Here is a 21,047-nt window from a genome sequence, read left to right as displayed (position 1 = left end):
TAACGGCCTGTTAGAGAAGGCCACCGAAGTCGCTGGCGCTCTCGCTGTCCTGGTCGTCGGTGGCGGTCGCGCTGGCGTCGAGCATCGTCGCGATGTTCTCGAGCGCGTCCATCAGGTCCTGGGCTTCCTTGTCCCAGTCGGCCATGACCGTCTGGAACGCGTTGGCGCCGGCACCCGTCCAAGCGGACGCGAGCATGTCGCACAGCGACTTGAGACCGGAAAGGGTCCCGCCGACGTCCTGACGCGTGTTCAGCGTGTCGATAGCGGCCTGCTGAACTGTCTCGGTTGTCATCTTGACCATGGATAAACACCTCCTGATCGTCGAACCGGGGGCTGCGGCACAGAGGCCGTCAGGGGTATCCCAGTGAGTTTTTTCATCGATTCCGCAGTCACCATAACCCGTCCGTGCAAACTCACCGGGTTGGCGGTGCGCCTCCGAGTTTACTAGTAGTGACCGGGCCCGTGTATCCCCACTTAGTGCCACGTCGGGCGTACGGGGCAACCCGGGCGGACCCTCGGGTAGTCGGGTCGAAAGGGACGAGTCCTCGCCACTGATGCGGGAGTTGCTCCGGAGCGCGTCGGCACAGGATCGCGGCTTCCGTCCCAGGTCGAGACATCGACGGGACTCCCTTGTGTCCCGATCTCCCCCGTTCGTGCCATGTCGTGCCGCCGCGGCGTCCGGATTGCGCCGCATCGGTATGCTGGACCTAGCACAGATCGGAGCGGCCGCGTGCCCATCGCAGCGCGTCGAGGTTCGCGAGCGCCCGACCATACCCCCTGACGAATCTCATACCCGAGGTGATGACGTTGCTTCCTGAGGACATGGGCGGCGGTGCAGTCCAGAACCGCGACGGCTCCTACACCGTTACCGACTCCAGCGGCACCAGGTTCCAGATGACCGAGGAGTCGTTCAACGACTTCATTTCCGACATGGGCCTCACGCTCAGCGACCTGGAGTACTACCGGAGCCAAGTCCTGGGCGGGACCGTCGTGCGCTTGAGCGAGCACGCGAACCCCGAGTACATGAACTCCGGCAGTCTGCGCGACGTCGACACCGTGAACCTTCCGTTCGGCGGCTTCGACGACGCCAAGGAGCTCGCCGAGGCGTACAAGTCGATCGTGTACCCCACCCGGGCGGAGCAGATCGACCGCGTGGCCCACGGTCTCAACACCGGCAAGATCATCAGCGAGGACATCAAGACCAGCTACCTGGAGTCCGACGGCGACATCACTGCGAGCGTCACCACCATCGGGAACGACTTCGACACGCGCGGCGGCGGCATCACCGAAGCGGACGTGAACCAGGCGCGCGAGGACAACACCCGCGGCTCCGAGGACGCCCCGTCAGCGGACCAGCCGGCCGGTGACGACGAGCCGACCGAGATGCTCTAACCCGGTCGCACCACTGACGAACCCCTAGGAAGGAGCTGAGGATGGCCAGCAACGGTAAAGGCAAAGGCAAAGACTTCTACAAGAGCACGTATACCCACGAGCAGCTGTGGAACATGCTCAACGAGGGCGACGACTGGGCGGTCGAACAGGGCGGCTCCGTCTGGGTCTCCGCGGCGAGCGGCATGAAGGCCGCCCGCGAAGAGATGGTCGTCCACGTGCAGTCGCTCCGCACGCAGTGGACCGGGAGCGCCTCCGACGAGTTCGAGTACCGCATGAGCGTCGTCGAGGACTACAGCGTCGTGTCCGAGGACGGCATGAAGCAGCTCGGCGAGCTGCGGATCCCCGCGCTCGCGCAGGCCCTCAAGACCGCCCAGACCGACGCGCAGGGAGCGGACCTCTACCCGACTTCCACTGAGACGTACGACGACTGGCTCGAAAGCAACAACATCGACAAGACCAAGCCGGAGTACGAGGCCAAGAAGACCCAGTACGAGCGGCAGTATGAGGAGTACGTCGACGGGCGCCATGACCTGATGGCGCAGATCGTGGCGGACCTCGGCGACCAGTACGCGATCACGGCGCACGAATTCAAGACCGAGGTCCCGTCGCCGCCTCCGAGCGACATGCCCGGCAACAGCACCTACGAGAAGCCGACCGGCGGCGTCTTCGCCGATGACGCGCTCTCGAACTCCAACGACGTGGGCAACTCCCCGAACGACATCGCGGGCGGCGACACGGCCGGCGCGGACGGCGTCGTCGGGACCGACGACGACCTCGACCCCGTTGACAGCGACTGGTCTCCGGGCTCCTACGAGGACACCGACGGTCAGCTCGCCGGTGGTCTCGCGGGCGGCGGCGGCGTGGTCCCCACCGGCGGCGGAGCCGGCTACACCACCGGAATGGGCGGCGGCAGCCTCGGCGGCGGCGGTCTCGGCGGCGGAGCGGGCCTCTTCGGCCCGGCACGCGGCGCCACCCCCGTCGGCGGTGCCGGGAACGCTCCGGGACGCGGCGCGGGCAGCACGAGCCCTGCCCGTGCGGGCGCTTCCTCCGGTTCGGGCCGTGGCGGTTCCGGCACCGGACGCGGCGGCCTGAACAACGGCAGCGGCGGCCGGGGCACCGGCTCGGGCAGCCGTCCCGGCAGCAGCAGCGGACGCGGCGGCACGCGTTCGGGCTACTACGACGATGACGACGACGAGACCTACACCAGGGAGACCTGGCTGCGGGAGGACGACGTCGACTGGGGCCGCAACCGGGTCAGCAGCGACGAACTCGACGAGGACTAGCCGGTCCTGAGCAGTCGATGAGGGGCGAGCGGAACTGACCGCCCGCCCCTCTTGCGTTTCCCGGAAACGGCAAGGGCCGCAACCGATGTGCATCGGTTGCGGCCCTTACTCGTCGATCATCGCTGGTTGGGTTCGCTCGGCCGCCACGGCGGGCTGGGCTCGCCGGGGTTGCCGGGCTGGCTGAACCCCTGCGGCGGGCTGCTGTAGCCCTGGCCGGGAGGCGGACCGCCGTAGTTCTGCCCGCCGCCGGTCGGCGGGACGTATTGCTGTTGCGCCGCTTGCTGGTACGGCGCCTGGCCCGGGCCGTTCCCCGGGTTGAACTGGCCCTGCTGCTGCGCGGCGGCCTTCCGGCTGCGGCCGCGGAGCACCAGCCAGACCGCGACGGCCGCGCCGATGAGAATCACGGCCGCGGCGACGACGATGATCGCGTTGAGGTTCGACTCCTTGTTCCCTTCGGCCGCAGCCGAAGGGCCGCCGGTGGCGGCGCCGGGCTCCTGCGCGGATTCGGACGGGTCGGAGTCGCCGGGCGGAGTGGCCCCGCTGGCACCGGCCTCTCCCATCGGGTATCCGAGCGGGTTCTCATCGACCGGCTCGATGCTTTCGGCGTTGACGGCCTGGTCCGCATTGATCAGCCCGTAGCCGGCGTCCTCGCTGACGGTTCCGGACCCGTCCCCAGCGGTCTGGATGAGGCGCTGGATCACGTTGTTCTCGTCGAGATCTGGATGAGCAGCGGCAATGAGGGCGACGACCCCGCCCGTGATACCGGAGCCCATCGAGGTGCCGCCGCCGATGTCCCGGTAGAGGTCGTCCTCCCCGAGGCCTCCCTGTTGGGGATTGGGGACCGTCATCGTGTACGCGGGCGCCGCCACGTCGACTTCCGGACCGACAGTCGTGTTCTCGTACCAGATCTCACCCTGGTCGTCGGTACCCGTCACCCCGACGACGCCGGGAGCCGATGCCGGGAACGCGACATCGAAGCTGGGATCGTTGCCGGCGCCGCTGACCATGATCACGCCGCTATCGATGACGTACTGCGCCAGTTCGGTGTCGCTGTCCGAGATGTTGCCGACGAGGCCCCACGGCGTCACGATCACATCGGCGCCGTTGTCGACCGCCCAATGGAACGCTTCGATCTCGGCCTCTCCCATTACGCCGCCGAAGTCGGTGGCGCCAGTGGTGATCCGCACCGGCAGGAGCGTTGCCTCCGGAGCCGCGAGCAGCACGCCGGCCGCGACGGCGGTGCCGTGGCCGTCGGTGTCGTTCCAGGCGTCGGTCTCGCCGGACAGCGTCGAGTACCCCGGCAGCACATCCTTGTCCTCGAAGAACGGGTGCTCGCCGATCCCGGTGTCCAGAACGGCGACCGTGACCCCGGCGCCCTTCGAGGTCTCCCATGCGGCGGGCGCCTGGATCAGATCGGTGACCCACGAGTTCATCTCGTTGAAGCTCGTGTCCTGAGCCAGCGCGACACCCGGTGCGGCCGTGACCGCCGCGGTCGCGGCGAGGGCCGTGAGGCCCGAGGCCAGGGCGGTGCGGAGGCCGCGGGGCCGGGTCCGGGCGGGGGGTGGGGGGAGAGGTGTGGACATAGGGTTGGACCCCTTCCGTGTGCCGGTCGTTACAGCGCTGTCCGCTCTGCCCCACAACATACCGGACCTGTTTCAGCCCCGCGAGCCACGGAGGATCGCCAAGGGAACATAACGATATGGTCACAGAGAGGACGTTCCAGGTGCCGCCACTATCGGCCGTTTGCCTGGGATTTGTACGCTGTGTGTTGATCGGCACACGAGAGATTGGACCCCCCGTGAGCGCCCCACCGGTCTCGACCCGCCCTGCCCGCACCGCTTCCCTTGGGACCCAACATGGTTGATCTGTCGTTGGATCCGGAGGAGATCAAGCGGGGCGGCGTCTCGATGTTCGCGGCCTCGGACGGGCTGTACGAGGACTTCAAACAGGTCGCCAGTGAAGGCGGCGCGTTGAAGGAGTCGGTGGACACCGGGGTGTTCACCGGCGTGAACGAGGTGGCGCAGGCGGTCGAGCGGTGGGAGGGCGCGATCGTGCCCGGGCTGCGGGGCCGGGTGGAGGAGCTGGGGGCGTTCCTGGCGGTGTACTCGGTGCAGCACGTGGAGCTGGACGGGATGACCGCGGAGCTGTTCGCGCAGTACGCGGACCCCGAGGTGTTCCCGGTCGATCCGGGCTCGCGCACGACGCCGGCGCCGGAGTAGGCCGTGGGGATCACGTACGGCGCGCTGCGGGACGCCGACTTCGGGCCGCTCGCGGCCGTCGGGGAGCAGTGGCGGGCGCAGGCCGGGCGCATGGAGGAGCGGGAGTCCGAGCTGGACGACCTGCGGCGCAGGCAGATCGGCGAGTCCCAGTGGACCGGGACGGTGGCCGAGGAGGTGCGGTCGCGGGTGAAGCTCATCGGCGACGACACCGTGGAGCGGGCGGGCGAGTGCCGCCGGATCGCGGCGGCGATCGAGGACGCGGTGGCGGTGTTCAAGGACCGGCAGGAGGAGCTCCTGGAGCTGCTCGCGTCGGTGCCGGAGGGCCTGTCGGTGGACGCCGACGGCGTCGCGACCGGCGAGGCCGCCGACGTCGCGGCGTTCGAGCAGCGCATGGACGCGATCCTCGACGCGGTCGCCGAGGCCGACGAGACCCTGCACGCGGCGGTGGCCGCGATCGCCGGGACCACCGATGCGGGCGAGCGCGCGGAGCTCGCGGCGGGGGTGGCGCTGGCCGACGACTTCCAGGACATGCTCGACCGGGACGCGAGCCCGGCCGAGGTGAACGCGTGGTGGGACGGCCTGTCGCCGTTCGAGCAGCAGGGCCTGCTGGAGGCGCGGCCCGAGCTCCTCGCACAGGTCGACGGCATCCCTTCGGGAATCAGGGACGACGCGAACCGGACCCTCCTGGAGGGCGAGATCAACCGGCGCGAGAACGAGATCGAGGCGGTCGAGGACCGGCTCGCGGCCGACCCCGGGAACGAGGACCTCCAGAAGCGGCTCGCGGACCTGCAAGGGACGCAGGAGCGGTTGACGGGCCTCCAGTCGAGGATCGAGGAGCCGTACCGGATCGGCGCGGGCGGGCCCGCGCTCGACCACTACCTGCTCGGGTACTCCTCGGCCGAGGACGGGCGCGCGATCGTCGCGATCGGGAACCCCGACGAGGCCGACAACGTGTCGGTGCTGGTGCCGGGCACCGGGGCCGACCTGGGGAACGTCGGCGGCAGCGTCGACCGGGCCGGGCTCATGGCCGCGGACGCGTACTGGGCGGACCCGGACGCGAAGACCGCGTCGGTGCTGTGGCTGGGCTACGACGCGCCCGACGAGGTCGTGCCGCACGCGATGGACAAGCAGTACGCGGAGGACGCCGCGAAGGACCTGTCGTCGTTCGCCGCGGGGATGCGCGCCGTCGACGAGGACGGGAGCTCGCACGTGACGATGACCGGCCACTCCTACGGGTCGACGACGGTGGGGATCGCCGCGCGCGACGCCGGGCTGGACGTGGACGACATGGTGTTCGTCGGCTCCCCCGGGGTCGGCGTGGACTCGGCCGCGGACCTGGGGATCCCCCCGGACCGGGTGTGGGCCACCAGGAACGAGGAGGACATCATCGGCTGGGCCCGCGAGGACACGATCGGCACCGTCCTCGGCGGAGGCGGCGGCGGGCTGCTCGGCGGGCCGGTCGGGGGGCTCATCGGCGGCGCGGTCGGGTACTTCACCTCGGATCACGACGATCTGATCCACGGCACCGACCCGGTCTCGGACGCGTTCGGCGGCAGGACGTTCCGCAGCGACGCGACCCGGGACGCCGACGGGATCGAGGAGCTGTGGAAGGACAACGTGGAGAACCACTCCTCCTACTGGGACGGCGACAACGGGCATCCCCGCAACGCCGCCCGCGACAACATGGCGTATATCGTCACCGGTCAGACCAGCGGCGTCTGGTGAAGTCCCTTGCCTTCGCACTCCTACTACCGCTCGCAGGATGCTCGATGACCGCACCCGAACCGCCCGAGGCCCGCTACACGCAGGCCGAGGCGTACGCCCCCATGGAGGCCGCCGTCGCCGATGCGGTCGCGGCGCTGCCCGACTTCCCCGGGTTCGCCTCGCGCACCTGGCACGAGCTGCCCTGCACGCACGAAGGCGCCGAGGACCCCTCGCATGTGGGCGTCGAGATCTCGTACATGTTCGACCAGGAGCTGTGGTCCGATCCGCTGGTGCGCGAGACGTACGCGGACGCGCTGCGCGGGCGGTGGGCCGAGGACGGGCTGGACGTGCACCGGGACGATTCGGTGACGCTCGCGTCCGGACGCACCGACAGGAACGTGGAGGCGCTCCGCGAGGACGGCGTCAACCTCTGGTACCGCGTCTCGGGCGTCGTGGGCCTGGTCGTGCAGTCCGGGTGCGTGCCGCGCAGCGACCGCGGGGAGATCGAGTACGTGCCCCCCGCGGGCGGGATCGCCCCGGGCGGCCCGGGCGACCTCGTCGGCGAGTACTTCCCGGAGGGGATTCCGAAGGGCGCCGCGGACGGCGACGCGGACTACTCGTCGCTCTGACTCAGTCCCGGCAGGCGATGCCGCGGACCATGTCGGTGGTCGGGTCCCCTTGGGGCGGCACGCATGCGGGCTCGCGGTCGACGCGTTCGACGCAGCCGCTGGCGGCGGTCAGCACGGGCGCGTCGCCGCCGGTGTAGCCGAGGGCGATCTCGTCGGAGCGCTCGGCGGTGATGCGGCGGACCCCGTCGAGGGTCGCGCCGTCGTACGTGATCGCGTAGTCCCCTTCGGCCCAGAAGTCGCGCACGGCCGCCTCGTAGGCGGGGAAGTCCGCGGTGCGCAGCTCGTAGGTGAGGCTGTACCGGAACGTCTCCAGGCCCGCGGGCGTGCGGTAGCCGCAGGAGGCGACCTCGACGGTGCGGGCCGCGAACCCGGAGAACGCGGGAAGCGCTCCGGTGGTCTCGCCGACCGCGTCTTCGAGCCGTTGCCAAGTGCCCGTTTCGGTGTACACGCCGCGGGGGTCGCCGGGCTCGGCGGCCGCGAGCGCCCACTGGCGCACCTCGGCCCCGGCGGCGACGGCCAGGAGCAGCGCGAGGGACCACACGGCGGTCTCGATCCCGGCGATGCGCCCCCGCGGGCGGTCGGGTTCGGCGCCGAGCCAGCCGCGGGCCTTCGCGGTGACGGCGAGGACCGCGCCGAGGAACACGATCGGGGCCGTCGCGGCGAGGAACACGCCCGCGACCTCGGCGGCGCCGTCGCTCATGGCCTGCCGGACCGGCATCGCCGAGGGCGTCAGGAGCAGCACGACCTGAACGAGCGCGAGGGAGCCGGCGGCGGCGAGGTAGAGGCGGGCGCGGCGCCCGCCGCGGCCGAGCCAGATCGCGGCGAGGACGTTGACGGGCACCGAAGGGGCGAGGACCAGCAGGTACGCGAGGCCGCGCTCGGCGAGGCCGTTGTCGACGCCGGGCCACGCGTACGCCTGGACGCCGCGCCACGACCACAGCCACACCGCGATCACCGCGGCCGCCTCGGCGAGCAGGAGCGCCTGGATCGCGAGCACCCCGAGCGGCGGCCGGGCCGGGCGGCCGGGTCGCGCGAGCGGCGCAGGGTCGAGCTCGGGGGGCGTGAGCAGTGGGTTCATTCGGGCCCTCGGTGTGCGGGAGTGCGAAGGGGGCTCGCACCGGTACGAGCGTAGTACGCCGCGGGGCCGCCCCCCGGTTGCACCGGTGGGCGGCCCCGCGTCCCTCGCGTCTAGGGCGGGCCTTAAGACGAGCCGTTCGGGGGGAGCAGCGTCGTCTGGATGAGCTGCTCGCCGTCCTTGCGGCGCACCAGGGTGCCGCGGCCCGAGGGCTGCGGGCTGGGCCTGAGCTTGCCGAAGATCGCGCCCTCCTCCTTGCGGCCGCTCATGAGCAGGCCCGGGGATTCGAGCGACTTGATCTGGCCCACGATCGGGTCCATCATCGCGCGCCCGGCGCCGGAGCAGCGGCGGGCGATGATGACGTGGAACCCGATGTCGCGCCCGACCGGGATCAGCTCCTGGATGGCCACGAGCGGGTTCACGCGCTGGGCGACCATCTCGTAGTCGTCGACGAGCAGGTACAGGTCCGGACCGGTCCACCAGGAGCGGTCGCGCAGCTGCGCGGGCGTGACGTTGTCGCCCGGCAGGCGCTTCTCGATCGGGCCCTTGAGGTTCTTCACCGAGCCCTCGAAGTGCTTGCCGGACATGGCGTAGTCGAGCAGCGTCGGCTTCTGGATCTCCTCCAGCATGCCGCGCCGGTAGTCGGCCATGATGATCTTCGCCTCGTCGGCGGTGTAGGTCGACTGGATCTGCCGCGCGATGTGCCGCAGCAGGTTCGTCTTCCCCGACTCCGAGTCGCCGAAGATGAGCATGTGCGGCTCGTTCGCGAAGTCCAGGTACACCGGCTTGAGCCCGGCCTCGTTGAGGCCGATCGGGATGCCCGGCTTCGTGCGGTCGACGGCCTTGAGGAAGTCGGCCACGTGGAGCTGCTTCGGCAGGAGGCGCACCGGCGGGCACGGCTGCCCGCGCCACGCCTGCTTGACCTTCTTGACGAAGTCCTCGACGCCGGGGAGCAGGTCGTCGCCGTCGCGGATCCCGTCGATGCGGGGGACGGCGGCGAGGATGTGGAGCTTCGCGAGCGACAGCCCGCGCCCGGGGCGGTTCTTCGGCACGTTCGCCGCCGCCTTGCGGTCGATCTCGGACTCCATGTTGTCCGTGAGCTTCAGCTCCAGCTTCAGGCCGAACATGTCCCGCATGTTCATGCGGATGTCGCCCCAGCGGGTGCAGGTGACCATGACGTGGACGCCGTAGGCGAGGCCCCGGTTGCCGATCGCGCGGACCTGGTCCACGAACGGCTCGAAGTCCTCGCGCAGGGTCATCCAGTTGTCGATGACGAGGAAGATGTCCCCGTACGGGTCGTCCTGGAAGCGGCCCTGCTCCTTCATGCGCCGGTAGGAGCCCATGCCGTCGATCTTGTTCGCGGTGAAGAACGCCTCGCGCTCGTCCAGGATGCTCGTGACCTCCTGGATCGTGCGCCGCACGCCCTCCTCCTCCTGCCGGCCGAAGACGCCCGCGACGTGCGGGAGGTCTTCGAGGCCGCGCAGGGTCCCGCCGCCGAAGTCGAGGCAGTAGAACTGCACTTCGCGCGGGGTGTGGGTGAGGGCGAGCGAGCCGATCATGGACCGCAGCATCGTGGACTTGCCCGACTGGGCGCCGCCCGCGATGGCGACGGTGCCCTGGGCGCCGGAGAGGTCGACGATGAACGGGCTGCGCTTCTGCTCGAACGGGCGGTCCTCCTCACCGAGGACGGCGTGGAGCTTCCCGTTGAGGGAGAAGCCCTTCGGCGTGAGGCCCCGGACCGGGTCGACCTCCAGGGGCGGGAGCACCTGGTCGAGGGTCGGCGGCTCAGCGAGCGGCGGCAGCCACACCTGGTGGGCCGGGCGGCCCATCCCGATGCAGTTGTTGACCATGACTTCGAGTTCGGAGAGCTTCTCGTTCTCGTCCTCGGACTCGGCCTCCGCGGGCACTTCCTCCTCGGGCTCCTCCTCGATCTCGGGCTCCGGCGGGAGCTCCACGAAACCGGGCAGGAACCGCTGCACCTTGTGCTGGACGGCCGCGATGCGCTCGGCGCGCGAGGCGACCCGCTTCGGCGGCTTGTACGACCCGCCGACGTAGGCGGCGCGGAACCGCACCAGGTCCTGGGTGCCGACCTGGAGGTAGCCGTGGCCGGGGGCCTGCGGCAGCTCGTAGGCGGCGCCCGAGCCGATGACGGTGCGCGACTCCTGCGCGGAGAACGTGCGGAGCGCCACCCGGTACGACAGGAACGTGTCCAGGCCCTTCAGCTTGCCCTCTTCGAGCCGCTGCGAGGCGAGCAGCATGTGCACGCCGATCGAGCGGCCGATGCGGCCGATCTGGAGGAACAGGTTGATGAACTCGGGCTTCGCGACGAGCATCTCGGAGAACTCGTCGGCGATGATGAGCAGCGTCGGCATGGGGTCCATCGGCTGCCCGGCCTTGCGGGCCTTCTCGTACTCCCACCGGTTGGTGAAGTTGCCCATCGACCGCAGCACCTCCTGGCGCCGCACCAGCTCGCCTTCGAGCGCGTCGGCCATGCGGTCGACCAGCTCGATCTCGTCGGCGAGGTTGGTGATGACCGCGGAGACGTGCGGCAGCTCGTCGAGGGCCGCGAACGTCGCGCCGCCCTTGAAGTCGACGAGGATGAAGTTGAGCTCCTCCGAGGAGTGGGTGGCGATGAGCGACCCGACGATGGTGCGCAGCACCTCCGACTTGCCGGAGCCGGTGGCGCCGATGAGCAGGCCGTGCGGGCCCATGCCGCCGACCGCGGACTCCTTGAAGTCGATGTCGACGATGGCGCCGTCCGGGCCGGGCCCGATCGGGACCTTCAGGTAGTCCTTGATCGGCTTCTCGCGCCAGTGCACGGCCGGGTCGAGCGCCGCGGCGTCGTTGAAGCCGAGCATCTCCGGCAGGCTCGACGGCGCGGCCATCGGCGAGGCGTCCTCGTCGCCGGTCTCGGTGGCCCCGGAGGCGCCCTTGAGGGTGAGCCGCCAGGGGGCGAGCGAGCGGGCGATGCCCTCGGCCTGGTTGTACGACAGCGCGTCCGGCTTGCCGAGCACGCGGCGGCGGCCGGCCTGGTCCGTGTAGATCTCCTCCGCGGTGACGTCGTAGAGCTTGATCTGCGGCCCGGGCTTGCGCGGCAGGTAGCCGGAGAAGTCGAACACGGTGACGCCGGCCATGCCGTCGGCGGCGATGATCCCGGTCGGGTCCACCTCGCCGCCGTCGAGGACGACGACCAGGTGCGCCTGGCCCTCCCCCGCGGTCGCGCCGGGCGACCACGCGCCGCGGCTCGACAGCTGGTCGCGCAGCGAGTTCTCCAGCTGCGTGGTCGTGTTGAAGAACATGCGGACCGGGCCGGCCCCGTCCTCGGCGGACGGGTGCTGGAGGTGCGGCAGCCACTTCATCCAGTGCCACTCGGGCATCCGCTCGTTGTCCGCGACGACCGCGATGATGACGTCGTCGGGCGAGTGGAGCACCGCGAGCTGGGCGAGCTGGGCGCGCAGGTTGTCCATGACGACCTGCCGCTCGCCGCGCAGCACCAGCCGCGCGGCCTCGGTGTACTTCATCGACCGGGGGATGTCGATCACGTTCGAGTGCGCGGCGACGAACCGCCGCAGCGCCATCGACGTCATCGGCTCCAGGTCCTCGACCGGCTTGGTCTCCGGCGGCACCAGCTTCATCGTCATGCGCTGCTTGCCGATGCCGACGCGCACGTCCAGCGAGTCGTCGTCCTTGCTGCGGCGCTCCCACATGCGGCGGGACCCCACCAGCGACCACAGGGCCTTCGGGTCGGGGTGGCGCCACCGGGCCGCGCGCCATTGCCGCTCGGCGCCCTTGCGGGCGCGGCGCCGCACCTGGTTGAGGTAGCGCATGTAGTCGCGCCGGTCGGCGTTGAACTCGGCCTTCTTCTGGGCCCGGTTGCCGCCCATGTTGGTCGCCATCATGCCGACCATGGAGATGCCCATCATGGCGCCCATGGCGATGCGCATGGTGTTGCTGCCGCTGTTGGCCGAGGACCCGGTGCCGACGCGGGTCATCATCATCATCGCCATCGCGGCCGCGCCGGCGAGCATCGGCAGGATCATCAGATACTGCGCGATGTTCTTCGGCTGCGGATCGGGCATGTCCGGCGGCGACTCCAGGAGGATGTCGCCGCGGGGGGCCTGGGGCCCGCGCTTGCGCGGCGGTCTGCGGAAGAGTTTGGTCGTCACAGAGGGTCCTTGTACTCACCGGGGGATGCGCCTGCCAACGGCCGGCCCAGACGACGCCTTGCGAGCGTCGGCGAGGATGCTTGCTAGCCGCGGCCTGGGCGCTGCCGTATAAAAGATATAAGTGCGCTCTGTCGAGTATCGCACTAACAGGGTAGAACCGCATCGCCACTCGGGCGGTACACCGGCCGTGGCATGCGGGATTTATCCTTTTACAGTCCCCCCGATTCCGACCCGACCCGGAGGTTCGCGCGGTGAGCACCAAGTCGGCCACCCTCTCCAGGGTGACGATCGTCAGTCCTCGCACCAGGATCGACCTCGCATTGCCCTCTGACATCCCCCTGTCCGACCTCCTGCCCACGATCCTGCACCAGGCCGGCGAGTACTACATCGACGAGGCCGGCGACAACGGCGGCTGGATCCTCTCGCGGCTCGGCGAGGACGCCCTGGACACCGGGCACTCCTGCTCGCAGCTGTCGATCAGCGACGGGGAGATGCTGTACCTGAACCCGGCCGACGCGGCCAAGCCCGAGATCGTGTTCGACGACGTCATCGACGCCGTCGCCACCGCGACCGAGCAGCGCGGCAACCGCTGGGACCACCTCGCGACCAAGCGCTTCAGCGTCGGCGTCGGCACCGCCGCCCTCGGCGTCGGCGCGGTCGCGCTCCTGCTGACCGTCCACCTCGCGAGCGCCATCGTGAGCCTGTCGATCGCGCTGATCCTGGTCGGCGCCTCGGCGCTGCTCTCGCGCGCGGTCGGCGACTCCCGGGCCGCCACCTACTTCGGCGTCACCGCCGTCCTGTACTCCGGCGTCGGCGGGCTGCTCATCGCCGCGGACGGCGGCCTGTTCGACCTGACCGGGCAGAACGTGCTCATCGCGGCGTCCGCGATCCTGCTGTTCAGCGTGCTCGCGATGGTCGCCGTGGGCGACATGGCCTCGGCCCCGGTGTTCATCGTGACGATCCTCGGCTCCGTGGTCCTCGGCGTCTCGACCGCGCTGATGCTGATCATCCCCGGCGGGAGCGCCGCGACGGCCGCGGGCATCGCCGCGCCGCTGGCGCTGGCGGTCCTCCCCGCCGCGCCGCGCCTGTCGCTGACGATGGCGATGGTGCCGACCCCGACGCTCCCGACGACCACCGAGGAGCTGAAGGAGGGCGACACCGAGGCCATCGACGGCAAGCGGATCCTCAAGCTCTCCGAGCACGCCGGGAACTACCTGGAGGCCCTGTACTCGTTCGCGGCCGTGACCGGGCTGATCTCGGCCATCGCGCTCGCGTTCTCGGGCACCGTCCCCGGCCTGATCCTCGCGACGATCCTGTCGCTGGTGCTCCTCAGCCGCGCCCGCACGATCGAGGACCGGCCCGCGCGCATCGTGATGCTCACCGGCGGCATGGGCGGCCTCGCGGCGACCCTCGCGGCGGTGTTCGTCGCCAGCGGCGACAGCATCCTGGTGCGCCTGACGGTGATCCTCGGCGTGCTGACGCTGCTGACGCTCATCGCGATGGTCTACGGCCTGGCCGTGGCCGGCAAGAAGATCGCCCCGACGTGGGGCCGCAGCCTCGACATCATCGAGGCGCTCTTGATCGTGTCGATCCTGCCGCTGGTCGGCTGGGTCTGCAACCTCTACGAGATCGCGCTGTCGCTGCGGGGCTAGCCCCGACTCCCCCTTCGACCTGAGAGGCGAATTCCGATGCCACAGATGCGCTCCCGCCGCGAGCAGGTGGACGCACACAAGTTCATCACCTCGCGGATGAACCAGGCGCTGGTGCTGGCGAACCCCGACTCGGTGGAGCGGCCGCTGCGGCGCATCGGCGTGTCGATCTTCGCGTCGGTGATGGTGCTGGCACTGGTCTTCGGCGGCTTCGCGATCGCGACGCTGTTCGGCAAGGGCAACGCCCTGCCCGAACCGGGCCACATCATCACCATCAAGGGCAGCAACGCCGTCTACGTGTACACCACGAAGAGCGGCGGCGAGGAGACCGAGGACGACCCGCTGCGGCTGTGGCAGGTCGCGAACTTCACCTCGGCGCTCCTGCTGGTCAAGCCCGGTTCCGACGGCAAGCCGCCGGTGCAGGACCTGAAGGCGTCGTCGCTGAAGGACATCAAGCGCGGCAGCTTCACGATCGGCATCCAGAGCATCCCGTCGCAGCCGCCGGACCCCGCCGAGCTGCTCCAGAACGAGAACTGGAACGCCTGCTCGATGCCGCGCACCGACGGCGGCACCGCGAACTTCCAGCTGACGCAGCTGATCCTCCAGGACCTCCCCGAGCCCTCGCAGTGGCTCGGGGACGACCACTGGCTCCTCGCCAAGACCGCCGTCGACGAGGAGCAGGGGGAGGTCCCGGACTACTTCCTGCTGTGGAACGGCATGAAGCACAAGATCGGGACGGACGTCGAGTCCGCGCGGACGCTCATCAACAACCTGAACCTGAGCATGAACGACGCGATGCCGCTCAACGAGAGCATGCTCCGCCCGATCCCGGCGGGCGCGGACATCGCGGCGCCGGTCAAGGACGGCTTCGGCGAGCCTTCGGACGTGCTGACCGACGACAACGAGCCGCTCAAATACGGGCAGCCCGTCAGGTCCGGCAACGAGCTGTACGTGCTCCTGAAGACCTCCGACGGGAACGAGTTCGCGCGGATCACGCCGACCATGGAGCTCCTCCTGGCCGCGACGTACGGCGGCACCGCGGAGGTCGACCCCACCGTCCGCAGCGAGACCGGCTCCGACGCGGTGTACATGCCGCAGAACTTCCCGGACGCGGACCTGAGCGGCTCGACCTGGTCGGTCGACCGTGCCCGCCCGGCCGTGTGCGCAGTCTACGACCCGACGGAGCAGCACGACGAGGCGACGTCGATCAAGATCGCGATGTACGAGGACGCCCCCGACGACCTGACCGGCCCGGCCGAGTCGGTGGAGTTCACCGACGAGGGCGAGATCTTCTCTGACGTCGAGAACCTGGTGGCGCAGACGGTCCTGCCGCAGGGCACCGCGGCGCTGGCGGACTCGCGCACCGACCAGGGCTCGACGATCCAGGGCTTCACGTACCTGATCAGCGACCAGGGCATCCGCCACGGCCTGGTGGACGACGGCGAGACCGACTCGACGCAGAAGATGCTCGGGTACGCGGACGTCCAGCCGATCTCGGTGCCGGACGCGATGATCTCGCTGATCCCGGAGGGCAACCCGCTCGACCCGCGGGATGCGAGGAAGCAGATGTACTCGGACGCGGACGACGTGCCCGCCTACGAGTCGGCCGAGCCTTCGGCGGAGGCCGGAGGCTGACGCATCGTGCACGCCTGTGCCGCCGGGGGCCTTCGGGTTCCCGGCGGCTTTGGCGTTTTCTGGGGATTCAGGGAGGGTCCGCACGTGTTAGCCTGGCGCGACACACTCCCGACAAAACGAGGAACCGTCATGTCCTACCCGCCGCAGCCGGGGTTCGACCCGAATCAGCAACCTCCGTACGGCCAGCAGCCCGGGTACGGTCAGCAGCCGGGATACGGGCAGCAGCCCCAGCAGCCCGGGTACGGCTCCCAGCCGCAGCAGCCCGGTTACGGCCAGCAGCCCGGTTATGGGCAGCAGCCGGGGTACGGCCAGCAGCCGCAGCAGCCCGGATACGGCGCCCAGCCCGGGTACGGGCAGCAGCCTCCGGGTTACGGCCAGCAGCCCGGCTACGGCGCGCTGCCGCCCGCGCCGAAGTCGAAGACCCCGCTGATCCTCGGGATCGGCGGCGGCGCGGTCGTGCTGATCATCGCGATCGTCCTGCTCGTGCTGAAGCCGTGGGGCGCCGGCGCGCCGACGGCTTCGGACTCCCCCGAGGACGTGGCGAACAAGGCGCTCCCGTTGATGGGCGACCTGTTCGAGGCCGCCTACGCGAACGACCCCGACGCCGTCCAGGGCGTCATCGACGACCTCGCGCCGTTCATGTGCGAGAGCATGCAGTCGGAGATGGAGGGCACGGCCGAGGATCTCGACTTCGAGGCCCAGGCGGAGGACATGGGCGTCACGGACGTGCCGCCGATCGACATCGAAGTGGACTTCTCCTACGAGGTCACCGGTTCGAGCGAGGACGGCGACACGGCCACCGTCGACTACACCATCAGCTACAACTCGGCCGTTCCCGAGTTCGGCGACGACGGCATGAGCGTCACCGGCTGGACCTCCGAGCGCGTCGAGGACGAGGCGGACTCCATGAACTTCGTCAAGGAGGACGGCGTCTGGAAGGCCTGCGACGCTTCGTAAGCGCCGCAATGCGTTGCAGGGCCCCGCGCCGGATCTCCGGCGCGGGGCCCTTCGTGCGTCGGCGCCTCAGACGAGGGCGTCCAGCAGCGGGTAGTAGCCGTCGCGCTGGCCGGCGGCGTTGGGGTGGTAGGACTCGCCGATCGGGTAGGAGATGCCGTTGAGCCACTCGGTGTCGTCGCAGACGGCGTGGCCGTCGAAGGCGTCGCGCACGTCGATGTAGTCGAAGCCGTGGCTCGCGGCGACCTGGCCGGTGGTGGTGGCGAGGAGGTCGGCGGCGGCGTTGAGCTGGGACTGCTCGCCGGGGCTGATGCGGGTGATGGCGTTGCACTCCTCGCCGTTGAACAGGCGCGGGTAGCCGAGGACGACGACCTGCGCGTTCGGCGCGGCCGACTCGATCGCGTCGTAGACGGCGTGGAGCTTGGCGGGGAGCTGGTCGCGGATGAACGCCTCCGCGTCGTCGATCTCCTCGTCGCAGGTCCACGGGTACGGGTAGGCGCACTGCTGGACCACTCCGGCCCAGCCGGTGTCGTTGCCGCCCACGGTGATCGTCACCAGGTCGGTCGAGGAGGAGAGCGAGCCGAGCTGCTTGGAGAGGACGTCGCCGGTCTTCGCGCCCGAGCAGGCGGCGAACTCCAGGTCGGCGCCCGCGGCGTCGGCGAAGAGCGACGGGTAGGCGGACTCGGAGCGGGAGCAGCCGCTCCCGTCGTCGATGTACGAGCGGGTGCCCACGCCGGAGGCGTAGGAGTCCCCGAGGGCGACGTACTCGATGGTCTGGGCCTGGGCGGCGCCGCTGGTCAGCGCCAGGAGCGACACGACGGCGACAGCGCACGCTGCCGCCATTGTGGAGATTCGCCGGGGGAGGGACATTATGGGCTCCGTCTCGAATTTTGTCCGAACTGGGAGCTTTAGTTATATCGGCTGCACCGACCGCAGTCCAGAAACGGAGCATGCCAAGTCGGAAAATTTACTTCGTTCGATACCCCCTGGGCGGCAGGGGTTTTCAGAGCCCTTCGGGGAGGTCGAGGCGGTCCAGCGGCTGCGGCTCGTCTGGGGTCTCGGCGAGCAGGCGGTCCGCTTCGTCCTCTTTGGCGTCCTCAGGTTCGGCGAGGAGCCGCCGGACCTCGGCTTCGAGGTGGGCGCGCATGAGGATGCCGAAGCGCTCGCCGTCGTCGGCGGCGAGGGCCTCGACGAACGCGACGTGCTCGGGGACGAGGTCGCGGTGGACCTCGAAGTGCTCGAACATCGAGAAGGTGCACAGGCGCGTCTCGATGAGGAGCGTCCCGAGCATCCGCGCGAGGCGCAGCGACCCGCCCCACCCGGCGAGGACCCGGTGGAAGTCGAGGTAGGCGTCGCCGAGGGCGCGGGCGTCGTCCTTGCGCAGGGCCCGCTGCATGCGCTTGACCTCGGCGCCGAGCTCGGCGAGGACGGTGCGGCGGTCGGCGGCGGCGAGGGTGAGGATGCGCCGGCCCAGCTCGGGCTCGATGGTGGCCCGGAGCCAGTGGATGTCGCGCACGTCCTCGGGCGTCATGGTCTTGACGGCGAGGCCGCGGCGGCGCGGGATGACGAGGAGCCCTTCGGCGGTGAGGCGCTGCATGGCCTCGCGCAGGGGCCCGCGGCTGACGCCCAGCTGGTAGGCGAGCTCGGCCTCGCCGAGGACGGTGCCGGGCGGGAGCGAGCCGTCGACGACCGCTTCGCGGAGCCGCTCGGCGATGAGGTCCACCGTCGAGGTGCGGCGCACGGGGGCGAGCCGCCCTACCTTGCGGTTGCCTTCGAGGCCGCTCAATCCGCTGCTGCGAGTCGCCACGTGTGTCCGATTCCCCTCTGTCTCTTCTGGGCAGCATCTTACTGCCGACCCGTACACCACGTTCCGCGTCGTGCCCCGGTTGCGGGTCCGGCGGGGATGTCGCGCGGGCCGCTCCGGATTGCTTGCGCTTTCGTTATCGAACGTCGATAATCAGATTGTCGACAAACTTACAATAGAACGTTAGGGTCGGCAAGACACCCGAGTCCGACTCAGGAGGCGACCAACGTGTCGAACGAATTGCATCTGAACCGCCGTCATCTGCTCCTCGGCAGCTCAGCGGGGGCGGCCGCCCTCGCGCTGGGCGCCTGCTCGCGGACGGACGGCGGCGGTGACGGAGGACTGCTCGGCGAGGCGCAGGACGGCGGCACCATCCGCGTGGCCTACGCCGACGAGGCCCCCTACGCGTACACCGGCGACGACGGCGCCGTCACCGGCCAGTCGGTGGACACCCAGGTCTACCTGCTGGACCAGCTGGGCATCAAGGCCGACCAGATCGAGTGGAAGCTCACCGAGTGGGACTCGCTCATCACCGGCCTGGGCACCAACCACGACATGGTCATCGCCGGCATGTACATCACCCCCGAGCGGTGCGAGGCCGTGGCGTTCGCGAACCCCGACTACGTGATGCCCGACGCGCTCATGACCATGGCCGGGAACCCCGGCGGGTACACCGACTTCAACACGATGGCCGAGGGCGACGGCGTCATCGGCGTCATGAACGGCACCAGCGAGCACGAGATCGCCGACAAGACCTTCGGCGAGGACCGCATCAACGTGCAGGCCAACCTCGACTCGCTCATCCTCGAACTCAAGGCCGGCCGTTGCGACGCCATCGCGCTCACCAGCGCGAACCTGCGCCTCGCCGCCGAGTCCGACCCCGAGGTCGAGGTCTCCGAGGGCTTCTGGCTCATCGACCCCGACACCGGCGAGGACATCATCGGCGCCGGCGCGGCCGTGTTCCAGCCCTCCGACACCGACTTCCGCGACGCGGTCAACGAGGAGCTCGACAAGCTCCTCGCGGACGACGCGAAGTGGGAGGAGCTGACCAGCCCGTACGGCTTCACGCTCGACGAGAACCACCCCGAGGGCCTCACGGCCGAGGACCTCTGCCCGGACACCTACCAGTAGGAGGCGGGTCCATGGACTTCCAAGCGGTCATCGAATCACTCCCCCGATACGGAGAACCGCTCCTGGTCACCGTCGGCGTCACCGTGGCGTCGGCGGCGCTGGCCCTCGTGCTCGCGTTCGGCCTCGGGCTCATGACGGGCTCCAGGCACCTCGCGGTGCGCACCCCGGCGCGCGTGTTCGTGGAGTTCTTCCGCGGCTCGTCGGTGGTGGTGCAGCTGTTCTGGTTCGCGTTCGCGATGCCGGTCGTGCTGGGCATCCAGTTCGACTACCTGATCGTCGCCGGGATCATCGCGCTCGGGTTCAACTACGGCGCCTACTCGTCGGAGGTGGTGCGCGGCGCCATCGCGGCGGTCCCCAAGGGCCAGCTCGAAGCGGCCACGGCCCTGAACCTCACCCCGCTCCAGAAGCTGCGGCTCGTGGTGCTCCCCCAGGCGTGGCCGGAGATGATCCCCTCGCTGTGCGCGTTCGCGATCATGCTGCTCAAGGCCTCGGCGCTGGTGTCGGTCATCGGCGTCCTCGACATCACCTGGCTGGCGGGGCTCCTCGGCAAGCAGCCGGGGCAGGACCGGCTGCTGCATTACGCGGTCGTCCTGGTCATCTACTTCGTGCTCGCCTGGCTCATCTGGACCGGGATGCGGGCGCTGGAGCGCCGCGCCAAGCGCGGGCTCGGCATCGAGGCGAAGGTGCAGAAGGGCCGCCTGGCCCCGGCCGTCGCGGCTGGAGGCGTCGACTGATGCAGACCGGTTGGAGCAACGAGACCCTCCGGGAGATCTTCCCGGCCATCTGGGACGGCTTCATCGTGGTCCTCCAGGTCACGCTCGTGGCCGGGATCATCGCGATCGTCGTGGGCCTGCTCGTCGCCATCGGCGAGCGGAACGGGCCGGCGTGGCTGCGCAGGCCGCTGTCGCTGGTCTTCCAGTTCATCCGCAACACCCCCCTGCTGGTGCAGGTGCTCATCGTCTGGACGGCGACGAGCCTCTACATCAACCCCGACTGGAGCGCCTTCGCCGTCGGCTCGACGGTGCTGGGCCTCCACTACGCGTCCTACACCTCGGAGTCCTACCGGGCGGGGATCGACGCGATCCCCAAGGGCCAGTGGGAGGCGGCGACCGCGCTGAACCTCCCGTCCCACCGGGTGTGGGGCGCGATCGTCCTCCCGCAGATGGCGCGCCGCTCGGCGGCGGCCGTCGGCAACTGGATCATCGCCATGTTCAAAGAGGTGCCGACCCTGTTCATCATCGGCGTCATGGAGATGATCGCGGAGGCACGGGCCTTCCAGGGCCAGCACTACACCGGCGCCGTCGAGGGCTACACCCTCGCCGGGCTGCTGTTCCTCGCCGCCTCGTACCCGGTCGCGGTCGCGATGCGCAGATTGGAGAACCGTCTTGCCAAGTCCAACTTCTGAA

The 21,047-nt window shown here is 70.0% G+C and carries 17 protein-coding genes; 11 read left to right on the top strand and 6 right to left on the bottom strand.

All coding sequences use genetic code 11. From position 1 onward, the window contains the following. Positions 1-10: 10 nt before the first annotated feature. A complete protein-coding gene (locus WA640_RS21015; RefSeq protein WP_335990284.1) occupies positions 11-301 on the bottom strand; it encodes a WXG100 family type VII secretion target in 291 nt (96 codons plus the stop codon). Between the two features lie 500 nt (positions 302-801). On the opposite strand from WA640_RS21015, the gene WA640_RS21010 reads away from it, so the two are divergent. Together WA640_RS21010 and WA640_RS21005 are read left to right on the top strand one after the other, a co-directional pair. Further along, on the top strand, positions 802-1,392 hold the full coding sequence (locus WA640_RS21010; protein WP_335990282.1) for a hypothetical protein: 591 nt from the start codon (positions 802-804) through the stop codon (positions 1,390-1,392). 41 nt (positions 1,393-1,433) lie between these two features. Continuing rightward, positions 1,434-2,675, top strand: coding sequence for a hypothetical protein (locus WA640_RS21005; RefSeq protein WP_335990281.1), 1,242 nt, complete (start codon positions 1,434-1,436; stop codon positions 2,673-2,675). Positions 2,676-2,791: 116 nt separating this feature from the next. Here WA640_RS21005 and WA640_RS21000 read toward each other — a convergent pair whose 3' ends face one another. Continuing rightward, positions 2,792-4,258 (bottom strand): S8 family serine peptidase, encoded by a 1,467-nt coding sequence (locus tag WA640_RS21000; RefSeq protein ID WP_335990279.1) that lies wholly within the window; start codon positions 4,256-4,258, stop codon positions 2,792-2,794. Between the two features lie 273 nt (positions 4,259-4,531). Here WA640_RS21000 and WA640_RS20995 point away from each other — a divergent pair, with 273 nt between their 5' ends. From WA640_RS20995 to WA640_RS20985, 3 genes are read left to right on the top strand one after another with little or no spacing between them, the layout of a single operon-like run. Next, positions 4,532-4,894, top strand: a complete 363-nt coding sequence (locus WA640_RS20995; protein WP_146148246.1) for a hypothetical protein — start codon at positions 4,532-4,534, stop codon at positions 4,892-4,894. Positions 4,895-4,897: 3 nt separating this feature from the next. Then, positions 4,898-6,619, top strand: coding sequence for an alpha/beta hydrolase (locus WA640_RS20990; RefSeq protein WP_335990277.1), 1,722 nt, complete (start codon positions 4,898-4,900; stop codon positions 6,617-6,619). A gap of 44 nt (positions 6,620-6,663) precedes the next feature. Continuing rightward, positions 6,664-7,227: a hypothetical protein gene (locus WA640_RS20985; protein WP_335990276.1), complete on the top strand. Its 564-nt coding sequence runs from the start codon at positions 6,664-6,666 to the stop codon at positions 7,225-7,227. Position 7,228: 1 nt separating this feature from the next. Here the strand turns inward: WA640_RS20985 and WA640_RS20980 are convergent, their stop codons facing one another. Beyond that, positions 7,229-8,305, bottom strand: a complete 1,077-nt coding sequence (locus WA640_RS20980; RefSeq protein WP_335990274.1) for a hypothetical protein — start codon at positions 8,303-8,305, stop codon at positions 7,229-7,231. A 122-nt stretch (positions 8,306-8,427) separates the two neighbouring features. Beyond that, entirely contained in the window at positions 8,428-12,468 is a 4,041-nt protein-coding gene (eccCa, locus tag WA640_RS20975; RefSeq protein WP_335990272.1) for a type VII secretion protein EccCa, read from the bottom strand. 251 nt (positions 12,469-12,719) lie between these two features. Here eccCa and eccD point away from each other — a divergent pair, with 251 nt between their 5' ends. From eccD to WA640_RS20960, 3 genes are all read left to right on the top strand, one after another. Continuing rightward, positions 12,720-14,120: a type VII secretion integral membrane protein EccD gene (gene eccD, locus WA640_RS20970; RefSeq protein WP_335990269.1), complete on the top strand. Its 1,401-nt coding sequence runs from the start codon at positions 12,720-12,722 to the stop codon at positions 14,118-14,120. Between the two features lie 36 nt (positions 14,121-14,156). After that, positions 14,157-15,752: a type VII secretion protein EccB gene (gene eccB / locus WA640_RS20965; protein ID WP_335990268.1), complete on the top strand. Its 1,596-nt coding sequence runs from the start codon at positions 14,157-14,159 to the stop codon at positions 15,750-15,752. 129 nt (positions 15,753-15,881) lie between these two features. Beyond that, positions 15,882-16,709, top strand: coding sequence for a hypothetical protein (locus WA640_RS20960; protein ID WP_335990266.1), 828 nt, complete (start codon positions 15,882-15,884; stop codon positions 16,707-16,709). A gap of 66 nt (positions 16,710-16,775) precedes the next feature. Here WA640_RS20960 and WA640_RS20955 read toward each other — a convergent pair whose 3' ends face one another. Next, entirely contained in the window at positions 16,776-17,549 is a 774-nt protein-coding gene (locus tag WA640_RS20955) for an SGNH/GDSL hydrolase family protein (protein ID WP_335990264.1), read from the bottom strand. Positions 17,550-17,709: 160 nt separating this feature from the next. Beyond that, positions 17,710-18,513 carry a GntR family transcriptional regulator gene (locus WA640_RS20950; protein WP_181245973.1) on the bottom strand — a complete coding sequence of 268 codons (804 nt, stop codon included), beginning with the start codon at positions 18,511-18,513 and terminating at the stop codon, positions 17,710-17,712. 225 nt (positions 18,514-18,738) lie between these two features. Between WA640_RS20950 and WA640_RS20945 the strand changes: the two genes are divergently transcribed. Genes WA640_RS20945 through WA640_RS20935 form a run of 3 tightly spaced genes read left to right on the top strand, consistent with a single transcriptional unit; the run spans position 18,739 to position 21,046 of the window. Beyond that, entirely contained in the window at positions 18,739-19,641 is a 903-nt protein-coding gene (locus tag WA640_RS20945) for a transporter substrate-binding domain-containing protein (protein ID WP_335990262.1), read from the top strand. 11 nt (positions 19,642-19,652) lie between these two features. Beyond that, on the top strand, positions 19,653-20,375 hold the full coding sequence (gene ehuC, locus WA640_RS20940; protein ID WP_106366737.1) for an ectoine/hydroxyectoine ABC transporter permease subunit EhuC: 723 nt from the start codon (positions 19,653-19,655) through the stop codon (positions 20,373-20,375). Then, entirely contained in the window at positions 20,375-21,046 is a 672-nt protein-coding gene (locus tag WA640_RS20935; RefSeq protein ID WP_106366738.1) for an amino acid ABC transporter permease, read from the top strand. The genes ehuC and WA640_RS20935 overlap by 1 nt, the downstream gene beginning before the upstream one ends. Position 21,047: the final 1 nt, after the last annotated feature.

It is taken from the genome of Glycomyces sp. MUSA5-2 (assembly GCF_037034145.1).
Taxonomy (GTDB): domain Bacteria; phylum Actinomycetota; class Actinomycetes; order Mycobacteriales; family Micromonosporaceae; genus Glycomyces; species Glycomyces artemisiae.
This window is presented reverse-complemented; position numbering and strand designations above follow the sequence as displayed.

What these genes read in the sequence shown, in the direction of transcription:
- WA640_RS21015 (WP_335990284.1), bottom strand. Translation starts at nt 301, where the DNA reads ATGGTCAAGATGACAACCGAGACAGTTCAGCAGGCCGCTATCGACACG.
- WA640_RS21010 (WP_335990282.1), top strand. Translation starts at nt 802, where the DNA reads ATGACGTTGCTTCCTGAGGACATGGGCGGCGGTGCAGTCCAGAACCGC.
- WA640_RS21005 (WP_335990281.1), top strand. Translation starts at nt 1,434, where the DNA reads ATGGCCAGCAACGGTAAAGGCAAAGGCAAAGACTTCTACAAGAGCACG.
- WA640_RS21000 (WP_335990279.1), bottom strand. Translation starts at nt 4,258, where the DNA reads ATGTCCACACCTCTCCCCCCACCCCCCGCCCGGACCCGGCCCCGCGGC.
- WA640_RS20995 (WP_146148246.1), top strand. Translation starts at nt 4,532, where the DNA reads ATGGTTGATCTGTCGTTGGATCCGGAGGAGATCAAGCGGGGCGGCGTC.
- WA640_RS20985 (WP_335990276.1), top strand. Translation starts at nt 6,664, where the DNA reads ATGACCGCACCCGAACCGCCCGAGGCCCGCTACACGCAGGCCGAGGCG.
- WA640_RS20980 (WP_335990274.1), bottom strand. Translation starts at nt 8,305, where the DNA reads ATGAACCCACTGCTCACGCCCCCCGAGCTCGACCCTGCGCCGCTCGCG.
- eccB (WP_335990268.1), top strand. Translation starts at nt 14,157, where the DNA reads ATGCCACAGATGCGCTCCCGCCGCGAGCAGGTGGACGCACACAAGTTC.
- WA640_RS20960 (WP_335990266.1), top strand. Translation starts at nt 15,882, where the DNA reads ATGTCCTACCCGCCGCAGCCGGGGTTCGACCCGAATCAGCAACCTCCG.
- WA640_RS20955 (WP_335990264.1), bottom strand. Translation starts at nt 17,549, where the DNA reads ATGGCGGCAGCGTGCGCTGTCGCCGTCGTGTCGCTCCTGGCGCTGACC.
- ehuC (WP_106366737.1), top strand. Translation starts at nt 19,653, where the DNA reads ATGGACTTCCAAGCGGTCATCGAATCACTCCCCCGATACGGAGAACCG.
- WA640_RS20935 (WP_106366738.1), top strand. Translation starts at nt 20,375, where the DNA reads ATGCAGACCGGTTGGAGCAACGAGACCCTCCGGGAGATCTTCCCGGCC.